The organism is Flavobacterium sp. W20_MBD1_R3 (assembly GCF_052119725.1).
In the GTDB taxonomy this organism is placed as follows: Bacteria; Bacteroidota; Bacteroidia; order Flavobacteriales; family Flavobacteriaceae; genus Flavobacterium.
This window is the reverse complement of sequence record NZ_JBGQOR010000002.1, coordinates 455,200-481,322: the sequence shown is the minus strand read 5'-3', so window position 1 is coordinate 481,322 and position 26,123 is coordinate 455,200. Positions and strand designations below refer to the sequence as shown.

At 34.3% G+C, this 26,123-nt stretch carries 25 protein-coding genes; 22 read left to right on the top strand and 3 right to left on the bottom strand.

Annotated elements, in window-relative coordinates:
* Positions 1 to 239 precede the first annotated feature (239 nt).
* The 4 genes from ACEN2F_RS05220 (at position 240) to ACEN2F_RS05205 (ending at position 3,876) form a co-directional block, all read left to right on the top strand.
* A complete protein-coding gene (locus tag ACEN2F_RS05220) occupies positions 240 to 1,973 on the top strand; it encodes a hypothetical protein (RefSeq protein ID WP_441736679.1) in 1,734 nt (577 codons plus the stop codon).
* 307 nt (positions 1,974 to 2,280) lie between these two features.
* Complete coding sequence (locus ACEN2F_RS05215) at positions 2,281 to 3,006, top strand: TIGR04255 family protein (RefSeq protein WP_441736678.1); 726 nt, start codon at positions 2,281 to 2,283, stop codon at positions 3,004 to 3,006.
* A gap of 11 nt (positions 3,007 to 3,017) precedes the next feature.
* A complete protein-coding gene (locus ACEN2F_RS05210) occupies positions 3,018 to 3,443 on the top strand; it encodes a hypothetical protein (protein WP_441736677.1) in 426 nt (141 codons plus the stop codon).
* Complete coding sequence (locus ACEN2F_RS05205) at positions 3,430 to 3,876, top strand: DUF7689 domain-containing protein (RefSeq protein ID WP_441736676.1); 447 nt, start codon at positions 3,430 to 3,432, stop codon at positions 3,874 to 3,876. Before ACEN2F_RS05210 ends, ACEN2F_RS05205 begins: the two co-directional genes overlap by 14 nt.
* A gap of 285 nt (positions 3,877 to 4,161) precedes the next feature.
* Here ACEN2F_RS05205 and ACEN2F_RS05200 read toward each other — a convergent pair whose 3' ends face one another.
* Entirely contained in the window at positions 4,162 to 4,506 is a 345-nt protein-coding gene (locus ACEN2F_RS05200) for a toxin-antitoxin system YwqK family antitoxin (RefSeq protein ID WP_441736675.1), read from the bottom strand.
* A 226-nt stretch (positions 4,507 to 4,732) separates the two neighbouring features.
* Between ACEN2F_RS05200 and aspS the strand changes: the two genes are divergently transcribed.
* The 17 genes from aspS to ACEN2F_RS05115 all read left to right on the top strand — a co-directional run bounded on the left by aspS (position 4,733) and on the right by ACEN2F_RS05115 (position 21,482).
* A complete protein-coding gene (gene aspS, locus ACEN2F_RS05195; RefSeq protein WP_441736674.1) occupies positions 4,733 to 6,478 on the top strand; it encodes an aspartate--tRNA ligase in 1,746 nt (581 codons plus the stop codon).
* A gap of 132 nt (positions 6,479 to 6,610) precedes the next feature.
* On the top strand, positions 6,611 to 6,805 hold the full coding sequence (locus tag ACEN2F_RS05190) for a cold-shock protein (protein ID WP_007137066.1): 195 nt from the start codon (positions 6,611 to 6,613) through the stop codon (positions 6,803 to 6,805).
* A gap of 291 nt (positions 6,806 to 7,096) precedes the next feature.
* Positions 7,097 to 7,462 carry an NADH-quinone oxidoreductase subunit A gene (locus ACEN2F_RS05185; RefSeq protein WP_441736673.1) on the top strand — a complete coding sequence of 122 codons (366 nt, stop codon included), beginning with the start codon at positions 7,097 to 7,099 and terminating at the stop codon, positions 7,460 to 7,462.
* An 85-nt stretch (positions 7,463 to 7,547) separates the two neighbouring features.
* Entirely contained in the window at positions 7,548 to 8,096 is a 549-nt protein-coding gene (locus ACEN2F_RS05180) for an NADH-quinone oxidoreductase subunit B (protein ID WP_113664545.1), read from the top strand.
* Positions 8,097 to 8,100: 4 nt separating this feature from the next.
* Positions 8,101 to 8,622, top strand: a complete 522-nt coding sequence (locus ACEN2F_RS05175) for an NADH-quinone oxidoreductase subunit C (RefSeq protein ID WP_441736672.1) — start codon at positions 8,101 to 8,103, stop codon at positions 8,620 to 8,622.
* A 33-nt stretch (positions 8,623 to 8,655) separates the two neighbouring features.
* Complete coding sequence (locus tag ACEN2F_RS05170) at positions 8,656 to 9,894, top strand: NADH-quinone oxidoreductase subunit D (RefSeq protein ID WP_441736671.1); 1,239 nt, start codon at positions 8,656 to 8,658, stop codon at positions 9,892 to 9,894.
* 81 nt (positions 9,895 to 9,975) lie between these two features.
* On the top strand, positions 9,976 to 10,506 hold the full coding sequence (locus ACEN2F_RS05165; protein WP_441736670.1) for an NADH-quinone oxidoreductase subunit NuoE family protein: 531 nt from the start codon (positions 9,976 to 9,978) through the stop codon (positions 10,504 to 10,506).
* Between the two features lies 1 nt (position 10,507).
* Entirely contained in the window at positions 10,508 to 11,875 is a 1,368-nt protein-coding gene (nuoF, locus tag ACEN2F_RS05160) for an NADH-quinone oxidoreductase subunit NuoF (RefSeq protein ID WP_441736669.1), read from the top strand.
* Positions 11,876 to 11,969: 94 nt separating this feature from the next.
* Complete coding sequence (locus tag ACEN2F_RS05155) at positions 11,970 to 13,019, top strand: 2Fe-2S iron-sulfur cluster-binding protein (RefSeq protein WP_441736668.1); 1,050 nt, start codon at positions 11,970 to 11,972, stop codon at positions 13,017 to 13,019.
* Positions 13,012 to 14,064: an NADH-quinone oxidoreductase subunit NuoH gene (nuoH, locus tag ACEN2F_RS05150; RefSeq protein ID WP_441736667.1), complete on the top strand. Its 1,053-nt coding sequence runs from the start codon at positions 13,012 to 13,014 to the stop codon at positions 14,062 to 14,064. The genes ACEN2F_RS05155 and nuoH overlap by 8 nt, the downstream gene beginning before the upstream one ends.
* A gap of 177 nt (positions 14,065 to 14,241) precedes the next feature.
* The gene (locus tag ACEN2F_RS05145; RefSeq protein WP_441736666.1) at positions 14,242 to 14,787 is read left to right on the top strand and encodes a NuoI/complex I 23 kDa subunit family protein; all 546 of its coding nucleotides are present in this window, start codon (positions 14,242 to 14,244) and stop codon (positions 14,785 to 14,787) included.
* Positions 14,787 to 15,299, top strand: coding sequence for an NADH-quinone oxidoreductase subunit J family protein (locus tag ACEN2F_RS05140; protein WP_441736665.1), 513 nt, complete (start codon positions 14,787 to 14,789; stop codon positions 15,297 to 15,299). Before ACEN2F_RS05145 ends, ACEN2F_RS05140 begins: the two co-directional genes overlap by 1 nt.
* A 1-nt stretch (position 15,300) precedes the next feature.
* Positions 15,301 to 15,621: an NADH-quinone oxidoreductase subunit NuoK gene (gene nuoK / locus ACEN2F_RS05135; RefSeq protein ID WP_441736664.1), complete on the top strand. Its 321-nt coding sequence runs from the start codon at positions 15,301 to 15,303 to the stop codon at positions 15,619 to 15,621.
* Between the two features lie 6 nt (positions 15,622 to 15,627).
* On the top strand, positions 15,628 to 17,511 hold the full coding sequence (gene nuoL / locus ACEN2F_RS05130; protein WP_441736663.1) for an NADH-quinone oxidoreductase subunit L: 1,884 nt from the start codon (positions 15,628 to 15,630) through the stop codon (positions 17,509 to 17,511).
* A 104-nt stretch (positions 17,512 to 17,615) separates the two neighbouring features.
* Positions 17,616 to 19,055 (top strand): complex I subunit 4 family protein, encoded by a 1,440-nt coding sequence (locus ACEN2F_RS05125; RefSeq protein ID WP_441736662.1) that lies wholly within the window; start codon positions 17,616 to 17,618, stop codon positions 19,053 to 19,055.
* A 160-nt stretch (positions 19,056 to 19,215) separates the two neighbouring features.
* Positions 19,216 to 20,586: an NADH-quinone oxidoreductase subunit N gene (locus ACEN2F_RS05120; protein ID WP_441736661.1), complete on the top strand. Its 1,371-nt coding sequence runs from the start codon at positions 19,216 to 19,218 to the stop codon at positions 20,584 to 20,586.
* Between the two features lie 179 nt (positions 20,587 to 20,765).
* Complete coding sequence (locus tag ACEN2F_RS05115) at positions 20,766 to 21,482, top strand: DsbA family oxidoreductase (RefSeq protein ID WP_441736660.1); 717 nt, start codon at positions 20,766 to 20,768, stop codon at positions 21,480 to 21,482.
* A gap of 93 nt (positions 21,483 to 21,575) precedes the next feature.
* Here the strand turns inward: ACEN2F_RS05115 and ACEN2F_RS05110 are convergent, their stop codons facing one another.
* Complete coding sequence (locus ACEN2F_RS05110) at positions 21,576 to 22,238, bottom strand: hypothetical protein (RefSeq protein WP_441736659.1); 663 nt, start codon at positions 22,236 to 22,238, stop codon at positions 21,576 to 21,578.
* Between the two features lie 348 nt (positions 22,239 to 22,586).
* On the opposite strand from ACEN2F_RS05110, the gene ACEN2F_RS05105 reads away from it, so the two are divergent.
* Positions 22,587 to 22,793 carry a LexA family protein gene (locus ACEN2F_RS05105; RefSeq protein ID WP_441736844.1) on the top strand — a complete coding sequence of 69 codons (207 nt, stop codon included), beginning with the start codon at positions 22,587 to 22,589 and terminating at the stop codon, positions 22,791 to 22,793.
* A 144-nt stretch (positions 22,794 to 22,937) separates the two neighbouring features.
* On the opposite strand, the gene ACEN2F_RS05100 is transcribed toward ACEN2F_RS05105, so the two are convergent.
* Positions 22,938 to 26,111 (bottom strand): efflux RND transporter permease subunit, encoded by a 3,174-nt coding sequence (locus ACEN2F_RS05100; protein WP_441736658.1) that lies wholly within the window; start codon positions 26,109 to 26,111, stop codon positions 22,938 to 22,940.
* Positions 26,112 to 26,123: the final 12 nt, after the last annotated feature.

The window sequence follows — 26,123 nt, the reverse complement described above, 5'->3', positions numbered from 1 at the left end:
ATATATAATTCATTACTTGTTATTAACCAGAATTAATAATATTTTTGAGATAGACCAGTATTAGTCTGGTATAAAACAATTTAAAGGAATTATTATGAGGAAAAGCTAGCTGTCTAAAAAGAGATAACTTTTAAAATCATTGGGTACGGGGGTTGTTAACGCTTCTCCTCTCTTACCAATTAAAAAACAAGGGGAAAATAAGATCCTTAATTAGGATCACTGCAATAAATGAATATTAATTGAAAATAATAAAAAATAATGTACAAAAAGTACACAAAAAAACTACAACTAATTACATTACTCTACCATCATCTCTAGTTGCCGATGTTAGAGCATTACCATTAACTCCAACCCAGATATCACATTCATTGAAATTTATCGGGATAGTGCTTAGAGATTTATATCAAGATGATTTAGATTTATCTTCATTTACAGATAAACCACAACCATACTTAATTAAAGCTTTCAGTAATAAATATAATCAATGGTTAACAGTTTTAATAGATAATAATATTGTCCTTCGATCTGATTATTATTCTAAAGAGAATCATGTATGCTATTCATACTCTATTAATCCTTTATACTTTCTTAATTATTTATCTTCTAATCTATCTAACTCATTAGATACCAACACTAGTATACTATGTATAAATAAACAATCTGAACCCTTATTAACAGTGGAATACAAAGATATTATTAAGTTAAATATTGAATCTAATAGAGAGTTGAAATTATTTGAAAATGATGTAAATCAATTAAACATTAATGTTCAGAGATTAGAAAAAATTGCTAATAAAATAGTAGAAGATTTATCGATTGATGATTTTGTGGTTAATGAAAAAATTGATGATATCATAGTAAAAATCACTGAATCAAATAACAAAGATTATTTTATCAAAAGAGATAATGCGATCATTAAAGCTAAAGAATCTGGCAAGAGTTTAATTCAAGACGGCAGAAGGTTTTTAACTGAAAGCGAGGAAATATTTATTGATAATAAAAAGAAATTTATTCATATAAGTTACATAAACTCAATTAAAAAGTTGGAATATAAAAGCCATTATGCTAATAGAAACCCTACGAATAACAGGTTGGACACTAATTTTACCAACATGGCATCGGTAATGGTAGACGACATTTGTAAAGAAAATAATTTGATACAAATCGATTTAAAAAATTCACAGTTTACTATACTTTCACATCTGCTAAAAGACAAATTAGATGGCGATGACTACAGTCGTTTTGAAGCACTTTCGGTATCTGGATGGCTGTATGATTATGTAGCTAAAGAACTTGGTTTAGGAGGCAGAAAACAAGGTAAAAACTTAATGTTTGAAACGTTATTTAGTTCCAGAAAAAACAATACAATTAGTAAGGTTAAACTAAAAAATATATTTCCAACTGTAATAAAATGGATTGATAATTATAAAAAGGTAAATGGAGATGATAACTTTTCGATTATGCTTCAACAGAACGAAAGTGAAATATTTATTGACGGATTATTTAGATTAATAAAAAAAGAAAAGAGTAGTTTATTTTGTCTGACCAAACATGATTCTTTAATCATTAAAGCTGAGGACTACGATAAAATAATGGACATTACTACCAGTTATTTTTCATCCATTGGATTGAAGTATTCTTTGTCGGTAACAAAGCCCACTGATATAAAGGATTATCTTTTGGAAGATTTAAAAAAAGAAGTGCCTCCAATAGAATTACCAGCAGAAATTAATGCTAGTTTGGGGAGAATATCACCTAATGAAGTTGTTGATCTTTATGAATTATTACCTGAATTAGGGTTTTCAACGAAAGAATCCGTAGCAGTTATTTTAGAAATGAATTCAAGCAATGTGACCTTTGGTAGTTTTATTAGATTGATTGGTAAAATGAAACGAGAGCAAAAGTATAATGATTATACTGGGGTAAGAATATCTAATGAGATACTATCTACTCTTAGAAGAACATTAGCATAAATGTGGGAATTAATTAACCCAAGTATAGTTTCATGGTTGGGTTAATTCCCTACTGGTTACACAACGTGATGAATCTATAGTGGAGCCAAAAATCTGTTTTGATCATGCTTTGCATGGTTTACACAGATTGATAAAAAGAAGAGACAACGCTTAGTTTTCCTCCACTTTGTTATTTTTAATACAATATTAGATGAATTCATATTTTTATATGTTTACAATAGTTATATTAGCATCAATATTTGAACTACTTATGTAAGTATAGTTTTAATGTAAAAACACACAATGGGGTTAATTATTGAAATTTATTATGGTATATAAGAATGCGCCGATACGAGAAGCTATTTTTGATATAAAAATTGAAGAGCTAGATGTGTCTTACATTGCAAAAATCGAATCTTTACACGATTTTGTGATCGAGAAATATCCTATTAAGGAAAAACGTATTAGTTTTAATGGTCAAATTAAAGTAGTCGGTGAAGAAGTTCTTACTCCGTTTAATTCAAGTATTGATGGGTTTATTTTTAAATCTAAGGATGGAAAACAGATGGTGCAAATGCGGTTAGATGGATTTACTTTTAATTTAGTTGACCAATATTCCGATTGGGATTCGTTTTCAATAGAAGCTTTTAGATTGTTTGATGTTTACCTTAGAGAGTTAAAGCCAAAAAAGATTAGTAGGATTGCATTAAGGTTTGTTAATAGAATTGGAATTCCTCAGCCCTTTACAAGATTTCAGGATTATATTGTTAATATGCCACCAATTCCAGCTTGTTTACCACAAGCGTACTCAAATTTTTTTATGCGTATTGAGGTGCCTTGTGACGAAGATGGTACTTTCGTAATATTGACTGAGACTATCGAACCATCAACGGGAGAGTTTTTACCATTCATTTTAGATATTGATTCTGTAAAAGTTGCCAACATCGGAAAGGATAAAGAATTGTTGAAAGTTGAATTTGAAAAATTACGTAAATTAAAAAATATTACTTTCGAAAATTGTATTACCGATAATACTAGAAGATTGTTTAATTAAAAGATAATAAAATGGTTAGAACAGAATATTCACAACCATTCGGTATGAGTACCGAATCAGCTATATCTGGTTTAAATTTTTCAAACGCGCTTAACGATTTTGTTGGTCATAGTTTATTGATTTGTAAAAAACTAGAACAACAACAATTCAAGGAATTTGTGATTCTTAAAGAAAAATGGATTGAAGATATTCTTTTTGTTTCTAACGGGAATGAAATAATATCTAATGGTGCTTATAAAAAAATTATTACTAAAGGAGTTACAGTTTTGCCATGGATATTTCGGGATTTAGCTAAATCTAGTAATCACTGGTTTTTTGCTTTAGAAAAAATCACAGGAGAGAACCCAATTAATCCAAATAATGTTGGTGAAATTGAAAAAATGAAAAATGATTGGTTACAATGGGCAAAGAGTAAAAATATATATGAGTCATATTGAATTTCCAAAGCAGTTTCCCAATAGCTCTAATGAACCATTTTTAATTACTAGTGATTTTACAAACAGTTATAATTGTATTGCTTGGGCTTTTGGTGATAACACAAAGTGGTATTGGCCAGACCCCACGAGTATATATTATTGGCCAGAAGGGGTGCCAAGATTAATTACTATAGATTCTTTCATTGATCTATATAGAACTATTGATTACACTATTTGCGAAGATGGTGATTATGAAATTGGATATGAAAAAATAGCTATTTTTATTTCAGAAATTGGTGAGCCAACACATGCCTCTAGATTGTTGCCAAACGGATATTGGACAAGTAAATTAGGACCAAATATTGATGTCTCCCATTCAATTTACTCTATTGAGGATGGAGATTATGGAAATGTATCTGTTTATATGAAGAGAGTTAATGTAAATTTTAAATGATTTTATTTTTAGTTAACTGCTTATAAGTATTAGATAATTTCTTCAAATCTTCAATAAAAAGATTCGACAATTCAACTGTAAAGGGTACAAAAACCGCTTCGAAAGAAGCGGTTTTTTTGGTTTTATCTGGGTTTGTAATTTTTTAGAATAAGTTTCGTTTCTCCAAGTTACGATAAGTGCTAACTCGTATAGTTGGAAGCGGCAAAGTGAAGCATGGTCGCAAATACAAAGCACAAAAAAAGCCTTCGAGTCAACGAAAGCTTTTAATTATATTGTTTAGCAATTTTAGTTATTCACCAGTGCTTCTTGTTTCCAAGTTTTAACAGAGGCTATTCTGCTGTTAGAATAATCAACCTCGCTTAAGTTGTTGTTATTCCAGAATAACCATGTTCCTGTTTTTTCTCCACTTTTATAAGTGGCAACAGATTGTTTATTTCCATTAGCATCATAAGAGGTCCAAATTCCTTCTAGTTTTCCGTTTTTAAAGAAACCTTCTTGCTGTACTTGTCCGTTTTCGAAATAGTAAGTTGTTTTAACTAGGTCACCAATAGCCTCTAATTTTGGATTATTTTCTTGAGCGAAAGCTATTCCTGAGAACAATAACGCGGTTAATATTATATATTTTTTCATAGTGTTGGGTTTTTAAATTCATAATAGCTTAACAAATATAGAAAGTAATTTACAATAAAAAAACTTTTACTTAACAATTTAGTAACATTAGAAAAAAATTTAACATTTTGGATAAAGTTTTCTGTGCTTGGATTGACTAAAATTTTGTAATTCTCATTTCATTATTCATAATTAGTCCTAAATTTGCACCCGAGCTTTAACGGCTAAACAATCTAAAATTAGAATAATGTATAGAAGTCATAATTGTGGCGAATTGAATGCCTCACACATTAATACAGAAGTAACTCTCGCTGGATGGGTTCAAAAATCACGGGATAAGGGATTTATGAATTGGGTCGATTTACGAGATCGATATGGAATTACGCAATTAATTTTCGATGAAGGGCGTACTGAAAAAACAGTTTTTGAACGTGCCAAAACTCTTGGTCGTGAATTTGTCATTCAGGTTAAAGGAATTGTTATTGAGCGTGAAGCCAAGAATAAAAACATAGCAACTGGTGATATCGAAATTTTAGTTACGCAACTTACTATTCTTAATGCTTCGCTGACACCTCCGTTTACAATTGAAGACGAAACTGACGGTGGCGAAGATATCCGCATGAAATACCGTTACCTTGACATTCGAAGAAATCCTGTAAAAAACAGTTTGATGTTTCGTCATAAAGTAGCCATGGAAGTGCGTAAATACCTCTCTGATTTGGATTTTTGTGAAGTAGAAACTCCTTATTTGATTAAATCAACTCCTGAGGGAGCTAGAGATTTTGTAGTGCCTTCTCGAATGAATGAGGGACAGTTTTATGCATTGCCGCAATCACCACAAACTTTTAAACAATTATTGATGGTGGGCGGAATGGATAAATATTTCCAAATCGTGAAATGTTTTCGTGACGAAGATTTACGTGCAGACAGACAGCCGGAGTTTACACAAATCGATTGTGAAATGGCATTTGTGGAACAAGAGGATATTTTGAATGTGTTTGAAGGTTTGACAAGACATTTACTAAAGGAAATAAAAGGTATTGACGTAGATAAATTTCCAAGAATTACCTACGATTATGCCATGAAAACATATGGAAATGACAAACCAGACATCCGTTTTGGAATGGAATTTGGCGAACTTAATGAAGTGTCGCAACACAAAGAATTTCCGGTTTTCAACGCCGCAGAACTCGTGGTGGGAATTGCAGTGCCGGGAGTTGGAAACTATACTCGCAAAGAAATAGATGGATTAATTGACTGGGTAAAACGTCCTCAAGTTGGCGCTAGCGGAATGGTATATGTAAAATGCAATGACGATGGGACTTATAAATCTTCTGTAGATAAATTCTACGATCAAGATGATTTGAGTAATTGGGCCAAAATCACCAATGCTAAATCTGGAGATATGATTTTTGTGCTTTCCGGTCCAGCCGATAAAACTCGTGGGCAATTGAGTGCATTGCGTATGGAATTAGCAACTCGCTTAGGGTTGAGAAATCCAGCGGAATTTGCACCGCTTTGGGTAGTTGATTTTCCATTGTTGGAATTTGATGAAGAAAGTGGTCGATACCATGCTATGCATCACCCATTTACATCTCCCAAACCCGAAGACATGCACTTATTGGAAACAAATCCAGGTAAAGTCCGAGCCAATGCGTATGATATGGTTTTGAATGGAAATGAAATTGGAGGAGGTTCCATTCGGATTCATGACAAAGCTACTCAACAATTAATGTTCAAATATTTAGGTTTCACCGAAGAAGAAGCAAAGGCTCAATTCGGATTTCTAATGGATGCGTTTCAGTTTGGGGCACCACCACACGGAGGACTAGCGTTTGGATTGGATAGATTAGTGGCTATTTTAGGAGGACAAGAAACCATCCGAGACTTTATTGCTTTTCCAAAAAATAATTCAGGTAGGGATGTTATGATTGATGCACCATCTAAAATAGACGAATCGCAGTTAAAAGAGCTGCATATAAAACTATCTTAATTGTAGTTTATCGGTATAATTTGTTAGAAAACGTTGAATATCAATATTTTTGCAAAATAAAAACACAAGATAGTATTTCGTATTATTTTAAATATTACATTTGCTGCATTATAAATTATTATTACTATTACAATGCGTACAGGTACAGTTAAATTTTTCAATGAATCTAAAGGTTACGGATTCATTACAGACGAAGAAACAGGAAAAGACATTTTTGTTCATGCATCAGGAATCAACGCGGAAGAATTGCGCGAAGGTGATAGAGTAAGCTATGAAGAAGAAGAAGGAAGAAAAGGAAAAGTTGCTGCGAAAGTAGCAGTGATCTAAGCATAAAAAAGTAATTTTTTTTGCCTACGAATGTTTAAAACGTTCCGATATATATCGGGACGTTTTTTTTTGTCTCAAACTATACCGTTTGAAAAATGAATCATTTTTTGAAATTACTAAATGATTATGATGTTAAACAGATCATAAGATAAAGGTCTTTTGTTATTTATAATTAATAAAAATTGTAAATTTACATCGATGTAGTACTGATGTATTTTTAAGTTTTCATTGCTATTTAATAATTTGAAGGGTATCTTTGCTTTTTGTAATTACCCATAAAAAAACACTACTATGCAATCCGATCAACTGAGTTATATTCCAATTTTAATGCAATTAGTTTTAGCTGTAGGATTTGTTGTAGGAACGATATTGGTTTCCGGAAAATTGGGGCCTAAAAGATCATCAGAAGCGAAAGATAAAAACTTTGAATGTGGTATCGAGTCTGTAGGTAATGCCAGAATTCCATTTTCAGTCAAATACTTTTTAGTAGCAATACTTTTTGTTCTTTTTGATGTTGAGGTGATCTTTCTGTATCCATGGGCAGTCAATTTCAAAGAATTAGGTATGGAAGGAATGGTTAAAATGGTCATTTTTATGTGTTTGCTTTTGATAGGATTTTTTTATATCATCAAAAAGAAAGCGTTGGAATGGGAATAAAAAATTATTTTAAATATTGAATACTACATTTTAAATGGCTTCATTGTAATTTGTAATTCAAATCTATAATTCAAAATAATAAAAAATGAGTGATTCTAAAATAAATATGGTAGCGCCGCCCGAAGGAGTTGTAGGAGAAGGTTTCTTCGCTACAAAACTGAATGATGTTGTGGGAATGGCTCGAGCTAATTCACTATGGCCTCTGCCTTTTGCGACGTCTTGTTGTGGTATAGAGTTCATGGCGACAATGGCTTCGCATTATGATTTGGCTCGATTTGGTTCTGAACGCGTAAGTTTTTCTCCTCGTCAGGCTGATATGTTAATGGTGATGGGAACGATTTCAAAAAAAATGGCGCCTATTTTACGTCAGGTGTATGAGCAAATGGCAGAACCTCGTTGGGTAATTGCGGTTGGTGCTTGTGCTTCATCCGGAGGAATTTTTGATACCTATTCTGTTTTGCAGGGGATTGATAAAGTGATACCGGTGGATGTTTATGTTCCGGGTTGTCCGCCAAGACCAGAGCAAATTGTTGACGGTGTTATGAAATTGCAAGAGTTGGTTAGAACTGAATCTGTAAGAAGAAGAAGTTCTCCGGAATACCAAGAATTATTAGCTTCTTATAATATCAAATAAAATAATGGCGCTAGAAACGATCCAAATCCAAGAAAAATTAGTTGAGACATTTGATTCAGCTGTTTTTGAATTCAATCAAGAGAGAGATATATTTTCATTTGAAGTTGCTCCAGAAAAAATTACTGCGGTGATTCTATTTTTAAAAAATGATCCCATATTGCGTTTTCATTTTTTAACTGATTTGTGTGGTATTCATTACCCGGATAATGATGTAGATCATCAATTTGCGGTAGTGTATCATTTACACAATTGGTACGAAAACAAAAGAATTAAAATCAAAGTGTTTATCAATGGTGAAAATCCCGAAATAAAAACGATATCAAATATTTTCTTAAGTTCAAATTGGATGGAAAGAGAAGCATACGATTTTTATGGGATAAACTTCATTGGGCATCCACAATTGAAACGTATTTTGAATATGGATGAAATGATTTCTTTTCCAATGCGAAAAGAATTTCCAATGGAAGACAGTGGAAGAACCGACAAAGATGACCGTTTCTTTGGAAGAACAACCGACAATTATTAAAAACACACAATTATAATTTTTCACATTAAATAAATGTCAGAACTATTATTATCCCCAGAGCATCGCTATGCTAAAAGAATTGCAGCCCAACTAAATGAAGATGGAAGTGAGCTTTCAATACTGAATTTAGGACCTACTCACCCAGCCACACATGGTATTTTTCAAAATATCTTGTTGATGGATGGAGAAAGAATTCTAGAAGCGGAACCAACAATTGGTTACATCCACCGAGCTTTTGAAAAAATTGCCGAAAATCGTCCTTTTTACCAAATCACACCTCTTACTGATAGAATGAATTATTGTTCTTCGCCTATCAATAACATGGGTTGGTGGATGACATTAGAAAAATTATTAGATATTGAAGTTCCTAAAAGAGCGCAATATTTGAGGGTTATTGTAATGGAGTTGGCCAGAATTACAGATCACATTATTTGTAATTCAATCCTTGGTGTAGATACTGGTGCATATACCGGGTTCTTATATGTGTTTCAATTTAGAGAAAAAGTATACGAAATCTACGAAGAAATTTGCGGAGCTCGTTTGACTACCAATATGGGAAGAATTGGTGGTTTCGAAAGAGATTGGTCACCAGAAGCTTTTAGAAAATTAGATGTTTTTTTAGCTGATTTTCCAGCAGCTTGGAAAGAATTTGAAAACTTATTCGAAAGAAATAGAATTTTTATTGATAGGACTGTAAATGTTGGCGCCATATCAGCTGAACAAGCAATGGCATACGGATTTACAGGTCCAAATTTGCGCGCTACAGGAGTTGATTATGATATTCGCGTTGCGCAACCGTATTCTTCTTATGAAGATTTTGATTTTATTGTCCCAGTAGGTAAATCTGGTGATACTTATGATCGTTTTTGCGTTCGTAATGCCGAAGTTTGGGAAAGTTTGAGTATCATTCGTCAAGCATTAGAAAAAATGCCGGAAGGAAATGATTTTCATGCTGATGTACCAGATTATTATCTGCCACCTAAAGAAGATGTTTACACAAGTATGGAGGCATTGATTTATCATTTTAAAATTGTTATGGGTGAAGTGCCTGTTCCAGTTGCTGAAGTATATCATCCTGTAGAGGGTGGTAATGGAGAACTTGGTTTTTATTTAGTTACAGATGGTAGTCGAACTCCATACAGATTGCATTTTCGCAGACCTTGTTTTATTTACTATCAAGCGTATCCAGAAATGATAAAAGGAGCATTGCTTTCAGATGCAATTGTTATTTTGTCAAGTTTAAATGTTATTGCCGGAGAATTAGACGCTTAGTAAAATTATAAATGATGAATTTTAAATTATAAATTATTCAAAACATTTAAAATTTATAATTCAAAATTTAAAATAATTAAAATGGAAAGAACTTATCACAAACAAGAAATAAATATGACTGACTCATTGATGTCACGCATCAATGAGTTAATCAGTCATTATCCTGAAGACAAAAGAAAATCGGCATTGCTACCTGTTTTGCATGAAGTTCAAGATGCTCACGAGAATTGGTTGAGTCTTGAATTAATGGATAAAGTAGCCGAAATCCTTTTGATCAAACCAATTGAAGTTTACGAGGTGGTATCGTTTTATACGATGTACAACCAAAGACCAATTGGAAAATATATGTTCGAATTTTGTCAAACTTCACCTTGTTGTTTGAATGGAGTCGAGGATTTGATGGATTACACCTGTGAAAAATTAGGTGTAAAAGTGGGTGAACCAACAGCAGATGGTCTTTTTGAAGTGAGAGGCGTTGAGTGTTTGGGAGCTTGTGGATATGCTCCAATGATGCAATTGGGCGATTTTTATAAAGAACATTTGACGGCGGCCAAAATTGACCAGTTAATTGAAGATTGCAAAAACGATACAATAATAGTACACGATAAATAATATGTCACAAAAAATATTATTAGATAAAATAAACATTCCGGGGATTAAGTCTTATGAGGTGTACCGTCAAAACGGGGGTTATGCTTCTGTAGAAAAGGCCATAAAAACATTAACACCAGACGAAGTAGTTGAAGAAGTGAAAACTTCTGGATTACGAGGTCGAGGTGGTGCTGGGTTTCCTGCTGGAATGAAATGGAGTTTCATTGATAAAAAATCAGGAAAACCAAGACATTTAGTTTGTAATGCGGATGAATCTGAGCCGGGAACTTTCAAAGACCGTTATTTGATGGAGTTTATTCCTCATTTATTGATTGAAGGAATGATTACTTCCAGTTATGCATTGGGTGCAAACCTGTCTTACATTTATATTCGTGGCGAATATATGTGGGTGTATAAAATATTAGAGAGAGCCATTAACGAAGCAAAAGCTGCTGGATTTTTAGGTAAAAATATATTAGGTTCGGGGTATGATTTAGAACTTTATGTTCATTGTGGTGCCGGAGCTTATATTTGTGGTGAAGAAACTGCATTAATTGAATCTTTGGAGGGCAAAAGAGGAAATCCTCGTATCAAGCCGCCATTTCCTGCAATTTCAGGACTTTGGGCTAATCCAACAGTAGTAAATAATGTAGAAACAATTGCTGCTGTGCCTTGGATTGTAAATAATTCAGGTGCAGAATACGCTAAGATAGGAATAGGTCGTTCTACAGGAACCAAGTTAATTTCAGCTTCTGGACATATCAAAAATCCAGGTGTTTATGAAATCGAATTGGGATTAAGTGTGTACGAATTCATGAATAGTGACGAATATTTAGGCGGAATGAGTTCTGATAGACCTTTGAAAGCATTTGTACCGGGAGGCAGTTCTGTTCCTGTTTTACCAGCACATTTGATTTATAAAACTGCTGCAGGCGAAGATCGTTTGATGTCATACGAATCTTTAAGTGATGGTGGATTTGCAACAGGATCTATGTTAGGATCAGGTGGGTTCATTGTTTATAATGATACGTCTTGCATCGTTCGTAATACTTGGAATTTCTCTCGTTTTTACCATCATGAAAGCTGTGGTCAATGTTCTCCTTGTCGTGAAGGAACAGGATGGATGGAAAAAGTATTGTACCGAATAGAAAACGGTCATGGTCGTGAAGAGGATATTGACTTGTTATTGAGCATTCAAAGCAAAATTGAAGGAAATACAATTTGTCCCTTGGGTGATGCAGCGGCTTGGCCAGTAGCAGCAGCAATCCGTCACTTTAGAGATGAGTTTGAATACCATATTCGTTTCCCAGAAAAAATAAAAAATAGAGACCACTTTGTTGCCGAGCCTTTCGAAAGCGTGAAGCATTTAGTTTCTAAAGAATTGATTTAAGATTTCAAAAAAGTATTACCTAAATTTTCGGATGCGATTTTTCAGAGTTTAACAACTTGAAACATTAGACCTGAAACTTTAAACAAAATAAGAAATGAAAGTAACCATAGACGGTCAAAGCATAGAAGTAGAACCAGGAACAACAATCCTGCAGGCAGCACGTATGATAGGTGGAGAGGTCGTTCCGCCAGCAATGTGCTATTATTCTAAACTAAAAGGAAGCGGAGGAAAATGTCGTTGTTGTTTAGTGGAAGTAGCAAAAGGAAGTGAAGCAGATCCAAGACCAATGCCAAAATTAATGGCCTCTTGTGTAACCGGTTGTATGGACGGAATGGAAGTGAACAGTAAATCGTCACCAAGAGTTCAAGAAGCCAGAAAATCAGTTACAGAGTTTTTGCTGATCAATCACCCTTTAGATTGTCCCGTTTGTGATCAAGCCGGTGAATGTGATTTGCAAAACCTTAGTTTTGAACACGGCAAACCAGAAAGTCGCTATATTGAAGAAAAGAGAACTTTTGAGCCAGAAAATATTGGTCCAAATATTCAATTGCACATGAATCGTTGTATTCTTTGTTACCGTTGTGTCATGGTTGCGGATCAGTTGACTGACGATCGTGTACACGGAGTAATGGATAGGGGAGATCATTCTAATATATCGACATGTATCTCAAAAGCAGTTGATAATGAATTCTCTGGAAATATGATCGATGTGTGTCCCGTAGGAGCATTGACTGATAAAACATTTAGATTTAAATCTAGAGTTTGGTTCAGTAAGCCATATAATGCACATAGAGATTGTCCTACTTGTTCTGGAAAAACGACGGTTTGGATGTTTGGTGACGAAATTCAACGAGTTACTGGAAGAAAAGACGAATACCATGAGGTAGATGAATTTATTTGTAATGGATGTCGTTTTGACCACAAAGATGTTGCGGATTGGATTATCGAAGGGCCAAGAGCTTTCGAAAAAGATTCAGTAATCAACCAAAACAAATACAACAGAAAATTACAAAAAGTGGAAATTGCTACCGAAGAGAATATTCTTTTAGGACGTGAAGTAGACCGCAAGAAAATAAGCATGTCAGAAATACCATTGACTAAGGAAGACATTATGAATCAAAAAAGTTTGGGTAATAATGGATAGTACACTTATCATTGATAAAAGCGTCATTATAGTAGCAGTATTTGCTATAACAATGTTGATGGCGATGTATTCTACTTGGGCAGAACGTAAAGTTGCTGCATGGCTTCAAGATAGAGTTGGTCCAAATAGGGCAGGACCCATGGGGTTGTTTCAGCCTCTTGCTGATGGTTTGAAATTGTTTTCGAAAGAGGAATTTGAACCGAATACACCCAACCGTGTTTTATTTTTTGCAGGGCCAGCCATTGCAATGAGTACGGCATTAATGACGAGTGCTGTTATTCCTTGGGGAGATCGGTTTCATTTGTTTGGTCGGGATATTTTCTTGCAAGCAGCTGATATTGATATTGCATTATTGTACTTTTTTGGAGTAGTTTCAGTAGGTGTTTATGGGATTATGATTGGTGGTTGGGCTTCTAATAATAAGTTTTCTTTGATAGGAGCTGTTCGTGCAGCCTCACAAATGGTTTCTTATGAAGTGGCAATGGGACTTTCAATTATTGCATTATTGATGATGACTGGAACGTTGAGTTTAAGGGAAATTTCTCTACAACAATCCGGAATGAACTGGAATGTTTTTTATCAGCCTTTATCTTTCTTGATATTCTTAATTTGTGCCTTTGCAGAGACTAATAGGACACCATTTGATTTACCAGAGTGTGAAACCGAATTAATTGGAGGATACCACACAGAATATTCATCTATGAAAATGGGTTTTTATTTGTTTTCGGAATATGCTAATATGTTTATTTCATCTACAATTTTGGCTGTATTATTCTTTGGGGGTTATAATTATCCAGGGATGAGTTGGGCTGTTGAAAATTGGGGAATTAACATTGCTAATATTATAGGAATTGGCGCTTTGTTTATCAAATTATGCGGATTTATATTTTTCTATATGTGGGTTCGTTGGACTATTCCAAGATTCAGATACGATCAATTGATGCATTTGGGTTGGAGAATCTTAATTCCTTTGTCAATTATTAATATCATAATTACCGGTATTGTAATTTTAAGAAGCGATATTGCAGCGTATTTAGGATTTTAAGCCTCCTAAATTTAGCAATAGGAATAATTAGGATTAAATATAATTCATATATAAAAGGCCCTAGCCCTGATAGCAGAGGAAATCCTTTTATCTTGAACTTGTTTCAGGACACTGAAACAAGTTCAAGATAAAAGATTGAAACGAATAGCAGGATTAAGCTTCAAATAAAAATAAAAAATGTCAATAGAAAGTATATCCTTATCGGGAAGAAAAAAATTAGTCTCTAATAAAGAGATGACTTTTTGGGAAAGAATGTATCTGGTTGCGATTATCAAAGGATTGATAATTACAATTCAGCATTTGTTTACTCGAAAGGTAACGATTCAATATCCGGAGCAAGTACGTGAAATGAGTCCGGTGTATCGCGGTCAACACATGTTGAAGCGTGATGAGCAAGGGAGGGAGAATTGTACCGCTTGTGGTTTATGCGCATTGTCATGTCCTGCAGAGGCAATCACGATGAAAGCAGAAGAACGCAGAGCGGATGAAAAACATTTGTATCGGGAAGAAAAATATGCGTCCATATATGAAATCAATATGTTGCGTTGCATTTTTTGTGGTTTGTGTGAAGAGGCTTGTCCAAAAGATGCCATTTACTTGACTACTTCTAAAGTTTTAGTTCCTTCGAGTTATGAAAGAGAAGATTTTATCTTTGGAAAAGACAGATTGGTTATGCCTTTAGAAATGGCTATGAAAAACGCTCAACTTAAAAACGCTAAATAATGTCTACAATACTTATAATTTTTTGCGTTTTGGCTGCCATCACATTAGCAACCGCATTTTTAACAATTTTTAGCAAAAATCCAATTCACAGCGCTATTTATTTAGTGGTGTGTTTTTTTTCGATTGCAGGTCATTATTTATTGTTGAACTCTCAATTTTTGGCCATCGTTCATGTTATCGTGTACTCTGGAGCGATTATGATTTTATTTTTATTCACCATAATGTTAATGAATTTAAATGAAGAAAAAGAAGTACACAAACCCAGAATAACGCGTCTCGGAGCTATTGTTTCTTTTTGTCTTATTTGTTTGATTTTGATTGCTATTTTTATCAACTCAAAACCTATAGTTGGTGAATACGTGACCACAGGAGAAGATTATCAGTCTATAAAAGTATTGGGTAAAGTGTTGCTTAACGAATATATGGTGCCTTTTGAATTTGCTTCTGTATTACTTTTGGTCGCTATGATTGGTACTGTTTTATTGTCTAAAAAAGAAAAATTGCAAAAATAAGATGAACAATATTTTAAACCACATTGGTATTGAAAATTATATATTCCTGAGCGTAATACTTTTTTGTATTGGCGTATTTGGAGTGTTGTACAGGCGAAATGCGATAATTGTATTTATGTCAATTGAAATTATGCTAAATGCCGTAAACTTATTGTTTGTAGCATTTTCGACTTATCATCAGGATGCACAAGGACAAATTTTCGTGTTTTTCTCGATGGCGGTTGCCGCGGCAGAAGTGGCAGTAGGATTGGCAATTCTGGTTTCAATTTTTCGAAACTTGGGCTCAATTACAATTGATAATTTAAAAAACCTAAAAGGATAGATGGAAATGAATACCAATATAGCTTTAGTTTTAGTTCTTGCTCCTTTTTTAGGATTTTTAATCAATGTTTTCTTTGGCAAAAGCTTGGGAAAATCACTTTCAGGGGTAATAGGAACTCTTTCAGTTGTAGTTTCTTTTATTGCAACTGCCTACTTCTTTGGGGGAATAGCCGCACAACCTGAAGGAATTCGAATTGTTCTTTTTGACTGGATTCAAATCAGTAATTTCAAAGTTGATTTTGGATTTCAATTAGATCAATTGTCCATTTTATGGTTGCTTTTTGTAACCGGAATTGGGTCTTTAATTCATTTGTACTCGATTAGTTATATGCACGATGATGAAAAGATACATCAATATTTTGCTTATTTAAATTTGTTTATATTTTTTATGATTACGTTAGTGATCGGAAGTAACTTATTAGTAATGTTTATTGGTTGGGAAGGCGTAGGTCTTTGTTCATACCTATTAATTGGGTTTTGGCATAAAAATCAAGAATTTAATGATGCAGCTAAAAAAGCCTTCATCATGAATCGTATTGGTGATTTAGGGTTGTTGATTGGAATTTTTATTCTTGGAAATTTATTCTCAACGGTAGATTATGCCTCTCTAAAAACAGCTATTGCGGGTGCAACTGACCTGGATACGTACTGGCTCTCGATTGCTGCTTTCGCATTATTCATAGGTGCTTGTGGTAAATCTGCTCAAATTCCTTTATACACCTGGTTACCCGATGCAATGGCCGGTCCAACGCCAGTTTCAGCATTGATTCACGCAGCTACGATGGTAACTGCTGGTATTTTTATGATTACCAGATTGAATTTCTTATTTGATTTGACTCCTGATGTTCAATCGATAATTGCTATTGTTGGTGCTGTTACTGCTTTAGTTGCTGCAACTATTGGATTGGTTCAAAATGACATCAAGAAAGTATTAGCTTATTCTACTGTTTCCCAATTAGGATTAATGTTCTTGGCATTGGGATTAGGCGCTTATGAAGTGGCTGTTTTTCATGTAATCACACATGCTTTCTTTAAGGCTTGTTTATTTTTAGGTTCCGGTTCTGTAATTCATGCTTTGCACGGAGAACAGGACATGCGTAACATGGGCGGTTTGAAAAAAGCGATGCCAATTACTTTTGCAACAATGTTAATTGCTTCTTTAGCAATATCAGGTGTTCCATTATTCTCTGGTTTTTTCTCAAAAGACGAAATTTTATTAGTGGCTTTTCACAGTAATATTCCACTATGGATTGTAGCTTCAGTTGCTTCCATAATGACTGCCTTTTATATGTTCCGATTAATGTTCTTAACGTTCTTCAAAGAATTTAGAGGAACTGCAGAACAAAAACACCATTTACACGAAAGTCCTTCTTTGATTACTATTCCTTTAATTGTTTTAGCAATTCTAGCTACCATTGGTGGTCTGATAAGTTTGCCGGGTGACAGTTGGTTGAATGCATATTTAACTCCTATACTGCCTAAATTAGCAACGGCTGTACACCACATGGGAACTACTGAATATATTTTGATGGCTGTTGCTGTTGTTGGTGGATTAGTTGGAATTGGTATTGCTTATGTCCAATATATCAAACAACATAAAGTGCCAACAGAAGATACTGCGATAACAGGTTTTTCAAGAGTCCTTTATAACAAGTATTACGTTGACGAATTCTATGATGCTGTTTTTGTTAATCCAATTGTTTTTTTATCACGTTTTTTCAGAGATACAATTGAAACTGGTTTGACCGCCTTTGTTCTTGGATTTGGAAAAGTGGCTAGCGAGATAAGTTACCAAGGAAAGAGAATACAAAACGGTAGTATCGGACTTTATCTATTTGGGTTCGTACTGGGGCTTTGTGCAATTGTGTCCTATTTGTTTTTAGCAAATTAATCGTTTTCAAACACTAGATTTTTTAATACTCAGTTATAAATTTAAAATAAATTACCTTTTGAAAATTCTCATCGGGAGTTTTTAAAAACAATAAATAATTACAAATGAATGTATCTCTAATATTAATTATACTTTTGGTTGGTACGTTTGCAACCTATCTTGCAGGCGACAAGCTGGCTTCAAAAGTAGCTTTGTTCTTTGGGTTAGCTGCTGCAGGCGCTTCTATTGTATTATTAAATCACTATAATTTAGGTGAAAATATTGGTTTTATAAATCAGTGGATTTCACAACCTAATATTTCTTTTGCTCTAAAGGCGGATGGATTATCAATAGCATTGCTGTTGTTGACGACCATTTTGACACCAATAGTTATTTTTTCGTCTTTTGGAAATAAATATGAAAATTCAAAATCATTTTATGCGTTAATTTTGTTTATGTCATTTGCTATGGCGGGAACATTCTTAGCAGCTGATGGTTTGTTGTATTATGTTTTTTGGGAATTATCGTTAATACCAATTTACTTTATTGCCTTAATTTGGGGAAATGGAGATACTGAAGAACGAAGAAAAGCGGTAGTCAAGTTTTTCATTTATACCCTCGCAGGTTCTTTGTTTATGTTGGTGGCATTTGTTTATTTGTACCAACAAGCAGGAAGTTTTTTATTAGAGGATTTATACAAACTGAATCTAACGGCCAATGAGCAGTTATGGATATTCCTTGCTTTTTTCTTGGCGTATGCGATTAAAATTCCACTAATTCCTTTTCACACCTGGCAAGCAAATGTGTATCAAAAAGCTCCAACGGTGGGAACTATGTTGTTGTCTGGAATCATGCTAAAAATGGGGTTGTACAGTGTTATTCGTTGGCAATTACCAATAGCACCATTAGCCGCTAAGGAATATATGAATATCTTTATCGGACTTGGAATTGCGGGTGTCATTTACGGATCTATTGTTGCATTGAAACAAAAGGATTTAAAAAAATTGTTAGCTTATTCGTCTCTTGCGCACGTAGGTTTAATTGCGGCCGGAACATACACGTTGACTATAGATGGTTTTCGTGGTGCCGTTTTACAAATGATTGCGCATGGATTTGTAATTGTTGGATTGTTCTTTATAGCCGAAATAATCTTTAGAAGATACGATACAAGAGCCATTGCTGAAATGGGAGGTATTCGGTCTCAAACTCCAAAATTCACCTCGATGTTTATGATTTTAGTACTATCATCGATTGCTTTGCCTACCACTTTTAATTTTATTGGAGAATTCACCGTTTTATATAGTCTTTCACAAATTAATGTTTGGTTTGCTATTTTAGGGGGAACCACTATAATTTTAGGAGCTTACTATATGTTGAAAATGTTTCAACATGTAATGTTGGGAGAAACTAATTCAAAACCTTTTGCTGATGTAACAAGTAATGAAGGAATTACATTGGTCCTTATTATTGGTGTTTTATTCTTTTTTGGGATGTATCCAAAGCCAATTACCGATTTAATTACTCCAAGTTTAGAGGAAATTCTTCAGGTAATTAATAGAGTTTAGATTTTTGATCATTGCCCTGTGAAGCATTGCTGATATGCTTGGCAAGTAAAGTTAAACAACACGATAAAAATATTATTAATACAAAAAATTAGGTTTCAGATCGAGAGAATTAGTGGTTGCTAAAGTCTAATTCGTAAATCCTAAATCAAACAATAAAAAAATGAATACATTAATAGCTATAATAGGATTAGGAGTTTTATGCCTTTTATTTGAAATATTTAATTGGAGGAAAGCCATAGTGCCAATAACAATCATTGGATTAATAGCAGTGTTGGGTTTGACTATATCTGAATATAATTCTACCGAAAGTTATTATAACAACATGATTGTTGTAAGCAAATTTTCCAGCACTTTCTCAGCTCTTTTTATTGTTCTTACTATCTTTTTAGTTGCTTTAGGACATAATTTATATGAAAATCATCTTTCTAAAATATCGGATTATATTGCAATAAAGGTTTTCCTGCTGGCGGGTTCTGTGGCGATGGTCTCTTTTGGAAATTTAGCCATGTTCTTTTTAGGAATCGAAGTATTGTCAATTGCGCTATACATTCTTGCGGCAAGTGATCGTTTGAGTTTGAAGAGTAACGAGGCGGGAATGAAATATTTTTTAATGGGCTCTTTCGCTTCTGGGATTATACTTTTCGGAATTTGTTTAATCTACGGAGCCATGGGAAGTTTTGACGTTTCTGAGATAAGTGCTTTGTCACAATCAGCTGAATTACCGGTTTGGTTCCCTATAGGTATTGTATTAGTGACAATAGGAATGTTGTTTAAAGTAGCTGCTGTGCCATTTCATTTCTGGGCTCCCGATGTTTACGAGGGGTCTCCAGCTTTGACAACGGCATTAATGAGTACCTTAGCCAAAGTTGTTGCGATGGCAACTTTATACAAATTATTATCTGTGATGAATGCGGATGTATCTGAGTCATTCAAAATTATAGTTGTTGTAATTTCAATGGCCTCAATGACCGTGGGTAATATTATGGCGTTGCGACAAACAAATGTCAAACGTATGTTGGCTTTTTCAGGAATATCGCACGCCGGTTTTATGTTGATGACTTTATTGAGTTTGTCAACATCGGCGGGAAGTTTGTTGTACTATGCATCAGCGTACTCCTTATCAGGAATTGCTGCTTTTAGTGTTATTTTATATGTTTGTAAAAATAGAGACAACGAAGATATCGTAAATTTTCACGGATTAGGTAAAACCAATCCATTGTTAGCGGCCATTCTTACGGCTGCTTTACTGTCTATGGCGGGGATTCCAATTTTTGCTGGGTTCTTTGCGAAGTTAGTTTTGTTTAACCAAACGATTCAAGGAGGATATTTGGCTTTAGTAATCGTAGCGGTCGTAAATTCAATTATAAGTGTTGGATACTACTTCAAACTAATCTTAGCGATGTACACCAAAGAACCAAACGAAGAACGAAAAACAACCCCTTTTGTTATTTATGCCGTTGCTGTAGTATCGATTGTTTTAAATATCGCATTAGGTTTGTTTCCTTCTTTAGTTTTAGATTTATTGGCATAAACGAATTTTTTAAAAACATACAAAAAACCATCAAGAGCAATTTTGATGGTTTTTTTGGTTTTAATGATTTTATCAAACGAAATAACTATTTACTATTATGGTATTTGAAATATAGCAGTAAAATCAAATGGAGCCATAATCAATTGACTAATTTTGTACTATCATTTAAATAAAAGAAAATGGCAAATACATTAAAAATACAAATCTGGTCGGATATTATGTGTCCGTTTTGTTATATTGGAAAAAGAAGAATAGAAGGCGCTTTACAGAATTTCGAACATAAAGATGCAGTTGAAATTGAATGGAAAAGTTTTCAGCTTGATGCAGGTTTTATAGCTTCCCCAGAGGATAATATGGTCGAGCATTTGGCAGAAAAATATAGAAAAGATGCAGATTGGGCTCGAGAAATGCTTGATAATATGACCCAAAACGCTAAAAATGCAGGATTAGATTTTCACTTTGAAAAAGCGATTATGGCGAATTCTTTGCATGCGCATCGCTTACTGCATCTCGCTAAAAAGTATAATTTGGCAAATGATTTAGAGGAATTATTATTTAAAGCTTATCTAACAGATGGCAAGAATATAAATGATTTAGATACATTGAAAGAATTGGGGCTGGAAGTAGGACTGAATGCCGAAGATATTGATCAAGTATTGCATTCTAATGCTTACGCTACTGAAGTGCAGCAGGACATTGATGAAGCGCAATCTGTGGGTGTGCAAGGAGTTCCTTTCTTTGTTTTTGACAATAAATATGCCATTTCAGGTGCGCAACATATTGAAACATTTGTGAATACATTAGAAAAAGTATGGCAAGAAGGTAAGTTTGATTCAAAGGTGACGGTGTTGAATACCACTGACGGAGACAGCTGTGGAATTGATGGATGTGACTAGCGCTAGATTCGTTTTTAGGTTATATATGACAAAAAAAACCCGCTGATACTATACCAGCGGGTTTTTTCAAACCAACTATCCAAACCATTTATTTTATCTTCTATTTAGTACGATATCGGCATCGATGTTTACTCTTGTTTTTTCAATTTTGGCTTTTGAACCATTTGTTTTGTAGTAGTAATAATCATCGTCACTTGAGTTTTGGTTGCTACCAAAATCATAATCCTCAAAACTGTTTTGGCTGTATTGGTAGGCTCTTCCTCCTTTTACTGCGCCAAAAGTATCGACAATTTGACCACGACGGTTGTAAATAATTTCTAATCTGCCCACTCTTTCTAATGCAAAACGGTTGTAGGTCATGTAAACAGAGCCGATTCTTTTTACTCTGTCATTCACATCATAATTGATGAACACATTCCCAACTTGTCTTACTCGACCCCTATTGTCGTGTTCCACTTTTACGCCATAATTGCCATTTCGAACATTTCCTGGTGCACCAAAGGTTTTATTGACACCATTTTTTCGGCTTGATTTGTAATACATATCGCGGCCTGTTGTAGGGCGTGTATTAAAATCTAATTGTCCGTCAGGGAATACGAAGAACTCAATTCCACGTTCTGTGAACACAATTGGGTTTGCTTCTCTTAAATCTACTGGAGATCTTCTTTCTACAGAAAAAGCGATTTTTTCTGCTGCGTTCGCTGTACTACCTCCAAATACGAAGATACTAGCAACTAAAAGGGTAATTTTTTTCATGATACATCTATTTTGAATTTTGCCTACTCTTGAGCTTTTCGGCTTTCGCTTTTTTGAACTTATTTAGTAAGAGATATTCAAGTAGCATGCCAAAAAATAGAATGATACTGTGGTAATTATAGGTTAAGAAGGTATCTTAAATACATATTCATCTCAATATCAACATGTTGATGTTTAAAATAAATAAGAAATAATTTTATAAAAAAATTTAATTTAAGAGTTTTTATAGTAACTCCAGGTTTGCTAGATACTTTTTTTTGTGCCTTTGGGGGATGTAATAATGCTACCAAAAAAGCCATCATTGATTTGAATAAACAATTAAGTGAAAATTCGTTTGGTATATTTTAGATCAGAGTCTACGGAAATTCGATGAGTGATTCGGGAATCAATGACAAGGATGTTCTCGTATTTGACCGAAGTTTAGAACTACAAAACAATAAAATTGCGATTTATTTTTTCGATAGAGAATCTACTGTGAAAAGTATGAAGTTTGAAGAAGATTGTTTGATGTCTCATGCTAGAAAACCTGAATTATGTTTGAATAAAAATTACTAATTAATCATTTTGGGAATTGTGACCTACTTGATCAAGAAATTGTCAAGGCGAGTAGTGAATCACAATATTTAGCGCTCATTTATTGGTATAAAAAAAACCTGTTCAAACTAATGAACAGGTTTTGTATTTTACATCTAAGTGCAATTATACGGAGTGTTTTGGATTAGATTCATCTTCGCTTAGCTCGACGTGGTCATAATCTGCTACCATTTCAGCTTCGTAATCAATTTTTTCTCCTTTGCTGAATTTAGCAATCAATTTCTCCATGATTTCATAAATTACCGGAACGATAATTAAGGTCAAAAATAGAGACGAAATCAATCCTCCAATAATTACCCACGCTAATCCATTTTTCCATTCAGCTCCAGCTCCACTAGCAAGTGCAATAGGCACCATACCAAATACCATTGCTATTGTGGTCATCAAAATTGGACGAAGACGCGCATGATTCGCTTGGATCAATGCTGTTCTTATTGTTTCGCCTGCTGCTCTTCGCTGATTGGTGTAATCCACAAGCATAATTGCATTTTTACATACTAAACCAATTAACATAATCAGACCTAGAATTGTAAAAATATTCAACGTATTATTCGTCAAAGCCAAGGCCAATAGTGCTCCAATAAAGGAAAGCGGAATTGCAAATAATACCACAAATGGGTGAACAAAACTGTCATACAATCCAACCATTACAAGGTAAACCAAGATAATAGCGGCTAATAAAGCAATTCCTAATGTTCCAAAACCTTCAGATTGGTTCTCCTGATCTCCACCCCAAATATAATTTACACCGGTTGGTTTTTTTATTTGGTCAATTTTTTCTTGCCATTGTGCTACAATTGTACCTGCTGCAACACCTACATTTTGTCCTTTTACAGTAACCGAAGCTGTTTTGTCTCTACGCTCTAATTGGCTAGGTCCAGAACCTTCTTTTACAGTAGCAAATTGTGATAATTTGATTTGTTCGCCTCTTTCATTAATAAAAATCAAATTGCTCACATCATTGATACTTTTTCTATCAAAAGCATTGTACTTGATGTTGATGTCATATTCGTATTCACCAGCTCTAAATTTTCCATCAGTATTCCCGCTGTATGCAGTTTGCATGGTCATACCTACGGTTTGCAAGCTCAAGCCTAATGTTGCCATTTTATCTCTGTCAACTTGAACATTTATTTCTGGATTTCCATCTTCTACAGATAATTCAATTTCCGTAGCACCAGGGATTTTAAGCAATGCTGCTTCCGCTTGTTTGGCAAAAATCATAGCACTCTCTAGCGTTGCACCGGTTACGATTAATCCTAAAGTAGCATCTTCTGCAGTTCCTAAAAGGCCTACAGGTACGGTTTTTACTTTTGCACCAACTAATACTTTTTCTAGTTTACGTTTTATTTTTGCGGCATATACAGAGGCTCCGTCCGAACGATCTTTTTGATCGATCATTTTTACATCAATCTCTGATTTGTAAGCAGTTGCTTGTGATGCTCCTAAACCTTCACTGGTTTGACCCACGGTTGTAATTTGGCTTTTTACATATTCTTCTTTTTCCAAGAAAGCTTCTGCTCTTTGAGTCATGAAGTTTGTACGTTCTAATGAAGCATCTTTTGGCATTTCTATTTGAACTAAAAACTCACCACTATCTGATGCTGCAAAAAATTCTCCTCCAATAAATCCTGCTGGTACAAGCGCAACAGAACTAAAGAAAATGAGTAAAACAATTGCTAATGTCGTTTTATAATGATCCAAACACCAAGTCAATAATTCAGAAATCCAGTTGATGAAACGGGTTAAATAGCTTTCGAATCCAAGGATAACTCTTCCAAAAATATTTTTACCTTCAATGTGTTCTAATTTTCCGTAACGGGAAGACAACCAAGGGATAATTGTAAAAGAGGCCAATAAAGAAAATAATGTCGAAATAATTACAGTTACACAAAACTGGGTAATAATATTAGAAACCAAACCAGAACTCATTGCAATTGGTAAAAATACGACCACGATTACTAATGTGATTGAGGTTACTGTTCCTCCAATTTCGGCAGTTCCATCATAGGATGCCCGAATGCGGCTTTTTCCCATTTCCATGTGTCGGTAAATGTTCTCTAATACTACAATGGCATCATCCACAAGAATACCAACAACAAGCGATAATCCTAGTAAACTCATTAAATTTAGGGTGTACCCCAAAAAGTAAATTCCAATAAAGGTTGCAATTAATGAAGCAGGTATAGAAACCATTACAATCAGTGAGTTTCGGATGCTGTGCAAGAAAAACAACATTACAAAGGCTACTAAGAATACAGCGATTAGCAAATCGTGTACTACTGAATCAGCTGCTTCTAATGTAAAAACGGTACTGTCTTTTGCAACTTGTAATTTTAGCTGACTGTCCTTATAATCACTTTCTAGAAGAGTAATCGCCTTTAGTAACTCCTCACTTACGGCAACCGCATTCGCATCGGATTGTTTTATGATTTGCATGATAATAGCACTTTTTTGGTCGACACGTGCTATTTTTTCAGTAATTTTTTGAGTGTCTTGAACATCGGCTATATCACCTAAACGAACTTGAATTCCGTTTTTTGATGAAATTACTAAGTTTTTTAATTCTTCAACATTTTTGTATTTTCCAGCTAGCCGAATTAATATTTTTTGTTCCCGCGTTTGAATGTTTCCTGTTGGAAAATCAAGGTTTGAACTTAAAATAGTTTGCTGTACTTGGGGAACAGAAAGTCCGTACCCCTGCATTTTTACTGCATCAAGGTTGACTTGAATTTCTCTTTCTTCTCCACCAATAATGTTCACTTGAGCCACACCGGCTACACGCGAAAGAACCGGAGATATTTTTTTGTCAATTAAGTCGTAAAATGCAGCTTCATCCATTTTTCCGTTGGCACCAATAGTCATAATTGGCAAATCACTCAACGAGAATTTAGTCAAAGACGGTGCTTCGGCATCATCTGGCAAATCGCTGATGATCGCGTTTATTTTTCGTTGCGCATCATTCATCGAAATGTCAACATTGGCACCAGAATTCAAAGTAATAGAAACCGTAGACAAACTTTCGTATGATTTAGAATCTAGTTTTTTGATGTTTTCTAATGAAGCAACTGCGTCTTCAATTTTTTTAGTCACCGTATTTTCTACCTCACTAGGAGAGGCACCAGGGTAAATAGTGGCAACAGTGATTACGTTGGTTTCGAATTTTGGAATCAATTCATAGCCTAATTGGCTGTAACTGAATAGTCCTCCTAACGTTAGGATCGTAAATAACACGATGACTAATGAGGGACGTTTTATGGATATTTCTGCTAATTTCATTTTTTTTCTTTG